The following is a 12048-nucleotide window of genomic DNA, read 5'->3' as shown; positions in this document are numbered from 1 at the left end:
TGCCATCGCCATGAAATCCACTCTGTTGCCGCTCCTGCTGCTGGGCAGCGCGCTGACCGGCCCCGTTGCCGCGGCCCCCGCCGGCAGCGCCGCCAGCCAGGCGCGCCTGGCCGATCCCGCCGGCGGCATCTTCGTCGTCGCCCATCGCGGTTGCCACAATCCGGCGCCCGCGCACGGCTTCCCCGGCCACGCGCCGGAGAACTCGCTGTCCGGCCTGGAGCGCTGCGTGGCGATGGGCGTGGACATGCTGGAAACCGACATCCGCCGCGCCGCCGACGGCACCCTGGTGATGTTCCACGACGCCACCGTCGAACGCACCACCGACGGCAGCGGCAAGGTCGCCGAGATGACCTGGACGCAGCTGTCGCGGCTGCGCCTGCGCGACGACGAGGGCGGCGCCGATGCGCCGCTCACCGACCAGCACCCTGTGACCCTGGAGCAGATGCTGGCCGCGGCCAAGGATCGGATCATGCTCAATCTCGACGTCAAGGCGCCGATCTATGCGGAGGTGGCGGACGCGGTGCGGCGTGCGGGCATGCAGCGCCAGGTGGTGCTCAAGACCGAGGCCGGCGTGTACAGCCAGCCGCTGGCGTCGCTGCCGCCGTTCGACCAGGTCAACTTCACCCCGGTGCTGCTCAATCCGCCGGGCACCGACGACCTGCTGCAGACCGTGCGTACCCAGATCGGCGGCAAGGTACGCCCGGTCGCGATCGAATTGCCGCGGATGCGCGCCGAGCAATTGCCGCCGGTGGTCGCGTTGGTCAGACAGCAGCACGTGCGGCTGCTGGTCAACACACTGTGGGAAGGGTTCGTCGCCGGCTACGGCGGCGACGCCGATGCGGTGCGCGATCCGGATGCGGTGTGGGGGCGGCTGTACCGCGCCGGGATCGGCGCGTTCCAGACCGACGAGCCCGAAGCCCTGCTGCGCTACCGCGCGTCGCTCGAAAAAAAGCGCTGAGCGCGGGCGGTTGGCCGCGCAACTGTCCGTAATCGGTCGCCGATCGTCCGCTTGCGGACGCGGCGGCCGCGCCCGACGCGGGCGATAGGTAGTCGTTTCAACGAGTTATAGCGCTTCGTCGATTGGCATGCGGCCTGCTCTGCACTGGCCATGGATATCGCGAAGTCTCCGAACCGTTCGATCTGGCGCCAGCGGCGCCGCTGGCTGGCGCTGGCCGTGGCGGCCGTGCTGTTGCTCGGCGTGGTGCTGTTGGGTGCGGGCCGCGCCGCCCCGCAGGTCAGCCGCAGCGAGCTGTGGATCGACGCGGCCACGCGCGGCGAGATGCGCCGCGAGATCCGCGCCAACGGCGTGCTGGTGCCGCGGCAGATCCGCTGGATCACCGCCGGCGCAACCGCCACCGTGCAGCAACAGCTGGTCGATGCCGGCGCGCGGGTGCAGGCCGATACGCTGATCCTGCAACTGGCCAATCCCGAGCTGGATGCCGGCCTGGACCGCGCCCGCGCCGCACTGGCCGGCGCCGATGCCGACCTGGCCGCGCTGCACGCGGCGCTGGCCTCGCAATTGCTGGACCAGCAGGCGCTGCAGGCGCAGGCCGAGTCGGATCTGCAGATCGCGCAGATCAAGGCGCAGGCCTATCGGCGCGGCCACGACGGCGGCGCGATCTCGGCGATCGACCTGACCCAGAGCCAGATCGTGGAGGCGCAGCAGCGCGGCCGCGCCGGCATCGAAACCAAACGCGTGGCCGCGTTCCGGCAGAACATGGCCGCGCAGTTGCGCGCCGCCCAGGCGCGGCGCGCGCAGGCCGCCAGCGCCCTGGCCATCGCCGCGCAACAGGCCGCCTCCTTGCAGGTGCGCGCCGGCAGCGACGGCATCCTGCAGCAGGTGGACGTGGAGCCCGGCCAGCGCGTCGAGGCCGGCGCCAAGCTGGCGCGAGTCGCGCGCCCGGACGACCTGCTGGCGCGGCTGCAGGTGGCCGAGGTGCTGGCCAAGGACGTGATCGACGAGCAGCCGGTCGCGGTGGACACGCACAACGGCGTGGTCAGCGGACAGGTGGCGCGGATCGATCCGGCAGTGCGCAGCGGCAGCGTGGTGGTCGACGTGCGCCTGGCGCCGCCGCTGCCATCGGGCGTGCGCCCGGACCTGTCGGTGGACGGACGCATCGTGCTCGGCACCCTGCGCGACGTGGTCAGCATTCCGCGCCCGGCCCTGGCCGCCCCGAACACCGCCGGCAGCCTGTTCGTGCTGCGCGACGGCGGCGCGCGCGCGCAACGCATCCGCGTGCGCTTCGGCGCCGCCTCCAGCGATCGCATCGAAGTGCGTGCCGGGCTGCATGCCGGCGAGCAAGTCGTGCTGTCCGACACCAGCCAGTGGAACGCCTACGCCACCCTGCGCTTACGCTAGCGCTCCAGGAGAACCAGAATGACCGCATTTCCCGCAGCTTCCGCCGAACCGCTGATCCGCCTGCACGGGCTGGGCAAGGTGTTCCATACCGACGAAGTGGAGACCCACGCCCTGGCCGAGATCGCGCTGGACGTGGCGCGCGGCGATTTCGTCGCCATCACCGGCCCGTCCGGCTGCGGCAAGTCGACCCTGCTGTCGATCCTCGGCCTGCTCGATGCGCCCAGCGGCGGCACGTACCGGCTCAACGGCCGCAGCGTCGCCGAGCTGGACGCGGTCGGCCGCGCGCGCATCCGCAACGCCGAGATCGGCTTCATCTTCCAGGCCTTCAACCTGATCGCCGACCTCACCGTGGAAGAGAACGTGGCGCTGCCGCTGACCTATCGCGACGGCGCCGAGCGCGGCCGGATCCGCCAGCGCGTGCGCGAAGTGCTGGAACTGGTCGGCATGCACCATCGCCACAAGCACTATCCGGGGCAGCTCTCCGGCGGCCAGCAGCAGCGCGTGGCGGTGGCGCGCGCGCTGGCCGGCAACCCGTCGATCCTGCTCGCCGACGAACCCACCGGCAATCTCGACACGCGCAACGGCGAAGCGGTGATGCAGCTGCTGGAACAGCTGCACGACAACGGCACCACCTTGTGCATGGTCACCCACGATGCGGCGTTCGCGCGGCGCGCGCAGCGCATCGTGCACATGCTCGACGGGCGCATCGTCGACGAGGACACCTTCGAGCGCCTGCGCCACGAGCAGGACGTGGCGCTGCCGGCGCGCGCCGCGGAGCAGGCGCGATGAGCGCCGCCCTTTACTTGGCCGAAGCGCGGCAGTCCTGGCGCGCGCTGGCGCGCAAGCCCGGCTACCTGCTGCTGGCGGTGCTGACCCTGGCGCTGGGCGTGGCTACCACCACCGCGGTGTTCGCGCTGCTCGACCAGGCCTTGCTGAAGCCGCTGCCGTTCCCGCAGTCGCAGCAGTTGGTCACCCTGGGCCTGCCCTCTGGCGGCCACAACGTCGCCGCGCCCGGCTATTACCCGATATTGCGGCGCATGCCGAGCATGCAGGCCGTCGGTATCGTGCGTGGGTTTCCGGTGCCGACCAACATCGCCCGCGGCGATGCCAGCGAGGTGGTCGCTGCGATCAGCGCCGACGAGGGATTTCTGCGCACGCTGGGCATGCCGATGGCGGCAGGGCGCAACTTCACGGCCGAGGAAAGCCGGCCCGGCGGGCCACAGGCGGTGATCCTTGCGCATCGCTTCTGGCAGCGTTATTTCGGCGGCGATCCGGCAGCGGTTGGGCGTACCTTGCAGGTCGAGGGCAAGCCGGTGCAGATCGTCGGCGTGCTGCCCGCGGACTTTCCCTGGGCCGAGCCGTTCGACCTGATCCGCAACATGCAGCCGGACCTGGCGGCGACCAACCTGTCCACCAACGAGATCGTGGTGGCGCGGTTGCGGCCGGGCGTTGGCGTGGCCGCCGCGTCCGCGCAGACCGCGGTGGTGATCAAGGGCTTGCTGCGCAACAGCCCGCACATGGACGAATCGTGGTGGCGGAGCTTGCAACGGGAGCCGCCGAACGCCTTGCTGTTGCAGGACAGCCTGTACACCTCCTACAGCGGCAACACGCTGTGGCTGTTCTTCGCTGCGGCGGCCTGCGTGCTGCTGATCGCGGCGATCAATCTGACCAGCCTGATGCTGCTGCGCGCGCTCGGCCGCAGTCACGACAGCGCGGTGCGCGCCGCGCTCGGTGCGCCATGGTTGCGGCTTAGCCTGCCGGCGCTGGCCGAAGGCGTGCTGATCGGCGCACTCGGCAGTCTGGCCGGGCTGGCGCTGGCCTGGCTCGGCCTGCGCCTGCTCGGCGGTTGGGTGCCGTTGCTGTGGATGCGCGGCGAGGCCGCGCACCTGACCGGCGCCAGCGCGCTGTTCGCGCTGCTCGCCGGCGGCGCTACCGCGGTATTGGCCGCCGCGCTGGGCATCGTCCGCGGCCGCCGCCGCAACCTGGTGACGGAACTGGCCGGCGGCGGACGTGGCGGCTGGAGCCTGCAGGCCGGCCGCCTCGGCCGCACCCTGGTGATCGCGCAGGTGGCCATCGCCGTGATGCTGCTGATCGGCGCGGCGCTGTTCACGCGCACGCTGCAGAAGCTGGCGGAAGTGCCGATGGGGTTCGAAAGCCGCTCCGCGGTGGTGTTCACCCTGGCGCCGGTGAAGGAGCGCTACGCCACGGTGCACGATGCGGTGGAGCAGACCCGACGCATCGTCGCGCGGCTGCAGCAGGTGCCCGGCATCGAACGCGTCGGTGTGTCGACCAATCCGCCGGCCACCACGCAGTTGAGCTGGAGCGTGGAGGTGGACGGCATGCCGTCCGTCAACAGCCAGTACCGCCTGGCCACGCCGCAATTCCTGCAGGTGTTTCGCATCCCGTTGCTGGCCGGGCGCGGCATCGCCGAGGCCGACGTGGCCGGGGCCGAGAAGGTCTGCGTGGTCAGTGCCACGTTCGCCGAGCGTTACCTGCACGGCCATGCGCTCGGCAAGATCGTCACCGTGCCCGACGACGGCGGCAACAACCGCTTGCCGATGCGCGTGGTCGGCGTGGTCGGCGACGTGCGCCACGCCGGCCCGGCCCAGGCTCCGGAGCCCATGGTGTACCAGCCGCTGGCGCAGATGAGCGAGCCGATGTGGCAGATCATGCGCAGCTTCGGCGCGTTGACCTATGCGGTGCGCCTGCATGCCGGTGCGCTGGGCGCCGACGAGCGCGCGCTGCGCGCGGCGATCGACGAAGTGGCGCCGCAGCAGCCGATCGCCGACCTGCAGCCGATGCAGGCGCTGGTCGCCAGTACCACCGGCGAGCAGAAGCTCAACCTGCTGCTGGTCGGCCTGTTCGCGGCGCTGGCGCTGCTGCTGGCCGCGGTCGGCCTGTACGCGGTGATGGCGGTGGCGGTGGCCGCGCGCCAGCACGAATTCGGCGTGCGCGCCGCGCTCGGCGCACCGCCGGCGCGACTGCGGCGGCAGGTGCTGCGCGAAGCCGGCCTGCAGATCGGGATCGGGCTGCTGCTGGGTCTGGGCGTGGCGATGGCGCTGTCGCGGCTGCTGCAGCGCTTCCTGTTCGAGGTGCGGGTGGCCGATCCGCTGGCGATCGGCGCGGTGCTGCTGGTGCTCGCCGCGGCCGGCCTGCTCGCGGCGCTGGCGCCGGCGCAGCGTGCGGCGCGGGTGCCGCCGATGCAGGCGCTGCGCGCCGAATGAAGTCTCGGCAGGCGGGACGGTGAGGGGCGGCATTGACACTGTCGAGGTGGTATATATCATCGGTATATATCAATCCATTGCCATCGGAGTATCGCCATGACCACGACCGCGAAACTGTTCCAGTCCGGGCGCAGTCAGGCCGTCCGCCTGCCCAAGGCTTTGCGCTTCGAAGGGGAGGAGGTGATCGCCCGGCGTTTCGGCAACGGCGTGCTGCTGTTGCCCCTGGATGCCCCCTGGCAGTTGCTGCGCGAGGCGCTGGACGAGTTCGAGCCCGGCTTCCAATTGCAGCGCGAGCAGCCCGAACAGCAGGTGCGCGGGGAGTGGCCCGTATGAGTCAGCCGCTCTATCTGCTCGACACCAACATCTGCATCTACATCATCAATCGCCGTCCGCCCGGTGTGCTCGATCGCTTTGCCGCGTTGCGCATCGGGCAGGTCGCCATTTCCAGCATCACCGGCGCCGAATTGGCATATGGCGTGGACAAGAGCGGCTCGCCACGCAATCGGCAGGCGCTGGACAAGTTCCTGGCGCCGCTGGACATCCTGCCGTTCGACGAAGCGGCCATGCGCCGCTATGGCGCGCTGCGCAGCGGACTGGAGCGCAAGGGCACCCCGATCGGTGCGCTGGACCAGTTGATCGCGGCGCATGCCCTGGCCGTGGATGCGGTGCTGGTCACCAACAACGTGCGCGAGTTCGAGCGCGTTGTCGGCCTGCGCCTGGAAAACTGGGTGTCAACGGAATGAGGTCTCGGCGATGAAACCGCTGACCGCGGCGTCGCCGCGCATCCTGGTGGTCGACGACCAGGCGGACGTGCGCGAGGCCTTGCGCATGCTGCTCAAGAGCGCCGGCTACGGCATGGTCGGCGCCGAGTCGCCGGAACTGGCGCTGGCCTGCCTGCGCGGCGACGACTTCGCCGCGGTGCTGGTGGACATGAACTACGCCCGCGACACCACCTCCGGCGCAGAAGGATTGGCGCTGATCGCGCAGATCGCCGCGCAGTGGCCGGGGTTGCCGGTGATCGCGATGACCGCCTGGGCCAGCATCGAGCTGGCGGTGGCGGCGATGCGCGACGGTGCGGTGGATTTCATCGAAAAGCCGTGGCAGAACGCGCGCGTGCTCGCGGTGCTGGACAGCCGCATCGCGCTGGACCGCAGCCGCCGCAACGCGCAGCGGCTCGGCGAGGCGCAGGCTTTGCTGCTGCAGGACGGCGCCGCCGGCTTCGTCGCCGAATCGGCGCCGATGCAGCGCCTGGTCGAGGACCTGCTGCGCATCGCCGGCAGCGGCGCCAACGTGTTGCTGCTGGGCGAGAACGGCACCGGCAAGAGCCTGCTCGCGCAGCTGCTGCACCAGTGGTCGCCGCGCCGCGCGCAGGCCTTCGTCAAGGTCAACATCGGCGGATTGGCGCCGACCCTGTTCGAGGCCGAACTGTTCGGCAATGTGCGCGGCGCCTACACCGACGCGCGGCAGGACCGCGCCGGCCGCTTCGAACTGGCCGACGGCGGCACCCTGTTCCTGGACGAGATCGGCAACCTGCCGCTGCAGCAGCAGCCCAAGCTGCTGCGCGCGATCGAGGATGGCGAATTCGAGCGGCTCGGGTCCTCGCGCACGCAACGTGTGGACGTGCGCATCGTCGCTGCGACCAATGCCGACCTGGATGCGGAAGTGGCGGCCGGGAATTTCCGCCAGGACCTGCTGTACCGGCTCAACACCTTCCAGCTGCGGGTGCCGCCGTTGCGCGAACGCGCGGCCGACATCCTGCCGCTGGCGCGGCACTACCTGGCCGCCGCCTGCACGCGCTACCGGCGGCCGCTGCCGGCGCTGGCGCGCGACGCCGAGCGCGCCTTGCTCGGCTACGCTTGGCCCGGCAACGTGCGCGAACTGGCGCACGCGATGGAACGTGCCGCGCTGCTCGCCGACGGGACGACGCTGGGCAGCGACGACCTGCGCCTGCAGCCGGCTGCTGCTGTCGCGCCGGCCTTGTCCACCCAGCTGACCCTCGAAGAAGCCGAGGCGCTGTTGCTGCGCCAGGCATTGGCGCAGCAGCAGGGCAATCTGCAGCGCGCCGCCGACCAGCTCGGCATCACCCGGCAGAGCCTGTACCGGCGCCTGGGCAAGCACGGCCTGCGCAGCGATGACGGCGGCTGAGCGGCAACGGCGGCGACCGCTGTGGCTGGCGGCGCCGGCCATGCTGGCGTTGATCCTGGTGCTCGCGGTCGGCACGCCGCGGCCGCCCGAGGCGGCCGTGCTGCTGCTGTGCGTGCTGGCGCTGACCGCGGCGCTGTGGCGCTGGCAGCAACGCGATGCCGGGCAGCGTCTGCGCACCCTCAGCGGCCTGCTCGAGGCGCTGCGCGAGGGCGATTACAGCGTGCGGGTGGCGCAGGACGCACGCGATCGTGACAGCGATGGCCTGCTGCAGCGGTTCAACGCGCTGGCGCAGCGGCTGCAGGACGAGCAGCGCGATTCGCACGAGAGCCTGCAGCTGCTGAGCAAGACCCTGGCGGCGCTGGACGGGGCGGTGTTCGCGTTCGAACAGGACCAGCGCCTGCGCCTGGTCAACCCGGCCGGCGAACGCCTGCTCGGCGCCGCTGCCGAGCACCTGATCGGGCAGTCCGCGCAGGCGCTGGGCCTGTCCGAATTGTTCGCCTTGCCCTCGGGCAGCATCCACGCGCATGCCTTCGCCGGCCAGCAGGGGCGCTGGCAGATCGGCCACGCCGCGTTGCGCAGCCGTAGCCAGGCGGGGCAGCTGCTGTTGGTGCAGCCGATGGAGCGCGCATTGCGCGAGGAGGAGGCGCAGGCCTTTCGCCGCCTGTTGCGCGTGCTCGGCCACGAGATCAACAACTCGCTGGCGCCGATTGGCTCGATCGCCGATACGCTCGGACGCTTGCTTGCGGCCGCGCCGGACACGCTCGATGCCGAGCTGCACGAGGACCTGCGCAACGGCCTGGGCGTGATCGAACAGCGCAGTGCCGCGCTGCAGCGTTTCCTCGGCGGCTACGCGCGCCTGGCCAGGTTGCCAGTGCCGGTGCTGGCAACCGTGGAACTGGCACCGCTGTGTGTGCGCGTGCAGCGGCTGCTCGACGATGCGCGGGTGTTGGTCGAGATCGAGCCGCAGCTGCGGCTGCGCGCCGACGCCGACCAACTCGAGCAAGTGCTGATCAATCTGCTGCGCAACGCGCTGGAGTCCGGCGGCAGCGCGCCGGTGGTGCTGCGCGCGCGCAGCGATGGCGCCAACGCGTTGCTCGAAATCCTCGATGGCGGCGCCGGGCTGCCGCCCAGCGACAACCTGTTCGTGCCGTTCTTCACCACCAAGCCCGGCGGATCGGGGATCGGCCTGGTGCTGTCGCGGCAGATCCTGGAGGCGCAAGGCGGCAGCCTGAGCCTCGAGGCGCGTGCGGATGCCGCCGGCAGCGTGGCCACGCTGCGCCTGCCGCTGGCGGCGGACGGCCGCGGGGACTGACGCCGGCTGTGCGGCCCTGTCGTCCGGAGCGCAAGTGGCGATGCCGCATGCAGCACCTGCACGGCCGGGCAGGCGATGCCATGCAGGCGCGTGCGCATGCTGCGTGATTCCGTAAGCGCGACGCTTGCGTGGCGGGCTTCTTTGGACTCGACGCCTTGCCATTGAAGCGCCAGGGCTGAAGCCTCTTCTTGCACGATGGTCGGGCGCCGGGCAGCAGTAGTGTGCATCGCGGATCGTCTCCGAATTCGTAGCTACGCCACAGCGTTCCACCGCCACCTGTTGATGCATCATTTTGCGGCTTGTTGCACGATTGTGCGTGTTTCAGTACAGTCGCCGCATGCCTACCGACCCACCTCTCGCCACAGTGGATGGCGTTACGCCCACCTTCCCCGACGCCGCCAGGCCTGCGATCCGCGCCACCCGCTGGGTGTTCCTGCTGTCCGGCATCGCGATGGCCGCGTGGGCGCCGATGGTGCCGTACGTCAAAGCGCGCTTCGCGCTGGACGATGCCGCCTTGGGCCTGGTGCTGCTCGCCTTCGGCGGCGGCTCGATCCTGGCGATGCCGCTGGCCGGCGTACTCAGCCACCGCGTCGGCAGCCGCGCGGTCATGGTCGCTTCCGGGCTGGCGCTGTGCCTGGGCCTGCCCTTGGTGGCGCTGGCGCCGAACCTGCCGAGCGTGGTCGCCGCGCTGCTGTACTTCGGCGCCGCGCTCGGCGCGCTGGATGTGGCGATGAACGCGCACGGCGTGGAGACCGAAAAACGCGCCGGGCGTCCGGTGATGTCGAGTTTCCATGGCGTGTTCAGCGTCGGCGGGCTGAGCGGCGCGGCGGCGATGAGCGCGCTGCTCGCGGCCGGCGCGCCGCTGCTGGCGGCCACGCTCGCGGTGTCGGCGCTGTTGCTGGCGTTGCTGCTGTGGCAGCGCTCCGGCCTGCTGCGCGTCGCCACCGACGACCCGGCACCGCGCGTCCCGTTGCGCCTGCCGCGCGGCGTGGTGCTGGTGCTGGCGGCGCTGTGTTTCATCTGCCTGCTGGCCGAAGGCGCGATGCTCGACTGGAGCGCGGTGCTGCTGCGCGAGTTGCATGGCGTGGACACGCGTTACGCCGGCGTCGGCTATGCGCTGTTCTCGGTGGCGATGGCGGCCGGCCGCTTCGGCGGCGACCGGGTGGTCGCGCGCATCGGCCAGCCGGCGATGCTGGCGGCCGGCGCCTCGCTGGCCGCCTGCGGCCTGCTGCTGGCCACGCAGTTGCCGGGTGTCGCCAGCGGCCTGCTCGGTTATGCGCTGGTCGGCCTGGGCGTGTCGAACCTGGTGCCGATCCTGTTCGGCGCGGCCGGGCGCCTGCCCGGCACCTCGCCGGCGGTGGCGATTGCCGCGCTGACCACGCTCGGCTATACCGGCCTGCTCGCCGGCCCGGCGCTGATCGGCTTCCTCGCCCACGCCAGCAGCCTGCCCACCGCGTTGCTGGCGGTGGCCGGGCTGTTGCTGCTGGTGGCGATGGGCTCGCGGCTGCTGCGGCACTGATCCGACCAAGGAGTACCACGCCATGCCCTCCATTCCCGCGCACGCCCCGGACACCGTGATCTTCGACCTCGGCGGCGTGCTGATCGACTGGAACCCGCGCCATCTGTATCGGCAACTGTTCGACGACGAGGCGGAGATGGAGCGCTTCCTCGCCGAGGTGTGCACGCCGCAGTGGAACGAGCGCCAGGACGCCGGCCGGCCGTGGCGCGAGGCGGTCGCCGAGTTGAGCGCGTTGCATCCGGCGCAGGCCGAGCGGATCGCCGCCTATCACCTGCGCTGGGAAGAGACGCTCGGCGGCCCGCTCGACGCCAGCGTGCAGATCCTGGAAGAACTGCACGCGCAGGGCGTGCGCCTGTACGCGCTGACCAACTGGTCGCACGAGACGTTTCCGGTCGCGCTGCAGCGCTATGCGTTCCTGCAGCGTTTCGCCGGGATCCTGGTGTCCGGGCAGGAGCGCCTGGTGAAGCCGGATCCGGCGATCTTCGCGCTGCTGCTGTCGCGCTACGAGATCGATCCGGCGCGCGCGGTGTTCATCGACGACGCGCCGCGCAACGTGCACGCCGCCGCCGCGCAGGGCCTGCACGCGTTGCACTTTCGCGACGCGGCCACGCTGCGCGCCGAGCTGCGCGCGCTGGGCCTGCCGCTAAGCAGCGCCGGACCCGGCGCATGACGGCGGCCGCCGACGCACTGCCGCAGGAACGCCAACAGGCGATCCTGCAGCGCCTGCGCGAGCACGGCCGGGTGGTGGCCGCGGAACTGGCCGCCGCGTTCGCGGTGTCGGAGGATTCGATCCGCCGCGACCTGCGCGACCTCGCCGCGCAGGGCCTGTGCCGCCGCGTCTACGGCGGTGCGCTGCCGCCCACGCCCGGCTTCGCGCCGCTGCCGCAGCGGCACGAGGAACATGCCGAGCGCAAGCGCGCGCTGGCGCAGGCGGCCGCCGCGCTGGTGCGCCCCGGGCAGGTGCTGCTGATCGATGCCGGCTCCACCAACAGCGCCATCGCCGCCGCGTTGCCGCCGCGGCAGCGCCTGACCGTCATCACCAATGCGCCGGACATCGCCCAACTGCTGATGCCGCGCGAAGGTTTCGAGATCCTGCTGATCGGCGGCCGGATCGATCCGCGCATCGGCGCCGCCGTCGGCGCGCAGGCGCTGCAGCAACTGCGCCAGGTCCGCGCCGACCTGTGCTTTCCCGGCGCCTGCGCGATCGATGCCGAGCGCGGGTTGTGGGGCGTGGACGGCGAGGAGGCGCTGTTCAAGCGCGCGATGATCGAGGCCAGCGGCGAGACCGCGGTGGTGGTCACCGTGGACAAGCTCGGCGCGCATGCGCCGCATCTGGTGGCCGCGGTGGCGGCGATCGACCATCTGGTGGTGGAGCACGATGCGGCCCAGGCGCTGTGCGCGCCGTTCCTGGCGCAGGCGGTGCAATTGCATCGCGCGGATGCGCCGGCGCCGCCACAACGGGCAAAATAGCCGCTTCCACCGGGAGCCC

General features: G+C 71.5%; 11 protein-coding genes. All 11 read left to right on the top strand.

The window, feature by feature from the left end:
* Positions 1–10 precede the first annotated feature (10 nt).
* The 11 genes from HEP75_RS15820 (at position 11) to HEP75_RS15770 (ending at position 12029) form a co-directional block, all read left to right on the top strand.
* Positions 11–958 carry a glycerophosphodiester phosphodiesterase family protein gene (locus tag HEP75_RS15820; RefSeq protein WP_185824176.1) on the top strand — a complete coding sequence of 316 codons (948 nt, stop codon included), beginning with the start codon at positions 11–13 and terminating at the stop codon, positions 956–958.
* A gap of 150 nt (positions 959–1108) precedes the next feature.
* Positions 1109–2359, top strand: coding sequence for an efflux RND transporter periplasmic adaptor subunit (locus HEP75_RS15815; RefSeq protein ID WP_185824175.1), 1251 nt, complete (start codon positions 1109–1111; stop codon positions 2357–2359).
* Positions 2360–2377: 18 nt separating this feature from the next.
* Positions 2378–3148, top strand: a complete 771-nt coding sequence (locus HEP75_RS15810; RefSeq protein ID WP_185813621.1) for an ABC transporter ATP-binding protein — start codon at positions 2378–2380, stop codon at positions 3146–3148.
* On the top strand, positions 3145–5583 hold the full coding sequence (locus HEP75_RS15805) for an ADOP family duplicated permease (protein ID WP_185824174.1): 2439 nt from the start codon (positions 3145–3147) through the stop codon (positions 5581–5583). Before HEP75_RS15810 ends, HEP75_RS15805 begins: the two co-directional genes overlap by 4 nt.
* A gap of 96 nt (positions 5584–5679) precedes the next feature.
* Positions 5680–5916, top strand: a complete 237-nt coding sequence (vapB, locus tag HEP75_RS15800; protein ID WP_185824173.1) for a type II toxin-antitoxin system VapB family antitoxin — start codon at positions 5680–5682, stop codon at positions 5914–5916.
* Complete coding sequence (locus HEP75_RS15795; RefSeq protein ID WP_185824172.1) at positions 5913–6326, top strand: type II toxin-antitoxin system VapC family toxin; 414 nt, start codon at positions 5913–5915, stop codon at positions 6324–6326. Before vapB ends, HEP75_RS15795 begins: the two co-directional genes overlap by 4 nt.
* A gap of 10 nt (positions 6327–6336) precedes the next feature.
* Entirely contained in the window at positions 6337–7728 is a 1392-nt protein-coding gene (locus HEP75_RS15790; protein ID WP_185824171.1) for a sigma-54 dependent transcriptional regulator, read from the top strand.
* Positions 7729–8533: 805 nt separating this feature from the next.
* Positions 8534–9040: an ATP-binding protein gene (locus HEP75_RS22170; protein WP_221899333.1), complete on the top strand. Its 507-nt coding sequence runs from the start codon at positions 8534–8536 to the stop codon at positions 9038–9040.
* 337 nt (positions 9041–9377) lie between these two features.
* Complete coding sequence (locus HEP75_RS15780) at positions 9378–10559, top strand: MFS transporter (RefSeq protein WP_185824169.1); 1182 nt, start codon at positions 9378–9380, stop codon at positions 10557–10559.
* A 22-nt stretch (positions 10560–10581) separates the two neighbouring features.
* Positions 10582–11229 carry an HAD family phosphatase gene (locus tag HEP75_RS15775; RefSeq protein ID WP_185824168.1) on the top strand — a complete coding sequence of 216 codons (648 nt, stop codon included), beginning with the start codon at positions 10582–10584 and terminating at the stop codon, positions 11227–11229.
* Positions 11226–12029: a DeoR/GlpR family DNA-binding transcription regulator gene (locus HEP75_RS15770; RefSeq protein ID WP_185824167.1), complete on the top strand. Its 804-nt coding sequence runs from the start codon at positions 11226–11228 to the stop codon at positions 12027–12029. Before HEP75_RS15775 ends, HEP75_RS15770 begins: the two co-directional genes overlap by 4 nt.
* Positions 12030–12048 lie beyond the last annotated feature (19 nt).

The organism is Xanthomonas sp. SI (assembly GCF_014236855.1).
Taxonomy (GTDB): domain Bacteria; phylum Pseudomonadota; class Gammaproteobacteria; order Xanthomonadales; family Xanthomonadaceae; genus Xanthomonas_A.
Note: the sequence above shows the minus strand (reverse complement) of the source record. Positions and strands in the feature narration are given on the sequence as shown.

Excerpts from the sequence above, each read along its gene's own strand:
- HEP75_RS15815 (WP_185824175.1), top strand. The coding sequence starts at position 1,109 with ATGGATATCGCGAAGTCTCCGAACCGTTCGATCTGGCGCCAGCGGCGC.
- HEP75_RS15775 (WP_185824168.1), top strand. The coding sequence starts at position 10,582 with ATGCCCTCCATTCCCGCGCACGCCCCGGACACCGTGATCTTCGACCTC.
- HEP75_RS15795 (WP_185824172.1), top strand. The coding sequence starts at position 5,913 with ATGAGTCAGCCGCTCTATCTGCTCGACACCAACATCTGCATCTACATC.
- vapB (WP_185824173.1), top strand. The coding sequence starts at position 5,680 with ATGACCACGACCGCGAAACTGTTCCAGTCCGGGCGCAGTCAGGCCGTC.
- HEP75_RS15810 (WP_185813621.1), top strand. The coding sequence starts at position 2,378 with ATGACCGCATTTCCCGCAGCTTCCGCCGAACCGCTGATCCGCCTGCAC.
- HEP75_RS15780 (WP_185824169.1), top strand. The coding sequence starts at position 9,378 with ATGCCTACCGACCCACCTCTCGCCACAGTGGATGGCGTTACGCCCACC.
- HEP75_RS15790 (WP_185824171.1), top strand. The coding sequence starts at position 6,337 with ATGAAACCGCTGACCGCGGCGTCGCCGCGCATCCTGGTGGTCGACGAC.
- HEP75_RS15820 (WP_185824176.1), top strand. The coding sequence starts at position 11 with ATGAAATCCACTCTGTTGCCGCTCCTGCTGCTGGGCAGCGCGCTGACC.
- HEP75_RS15805 (WP_185824174.1), top strand. The coding sequence starts at position 3,145 with ATGAGCGCCGCCCTTTACTTGGCCGAAGCGCGGCAGTCCTGGCGCGCG.
- HEP75_RS15770 (WP_185824167.1), top strand. The coding sequence starts at position 11,226 with ATGACGGCGGCCGCCGACGCACTGCCGCAGGAACGCCAACAGGCGATC.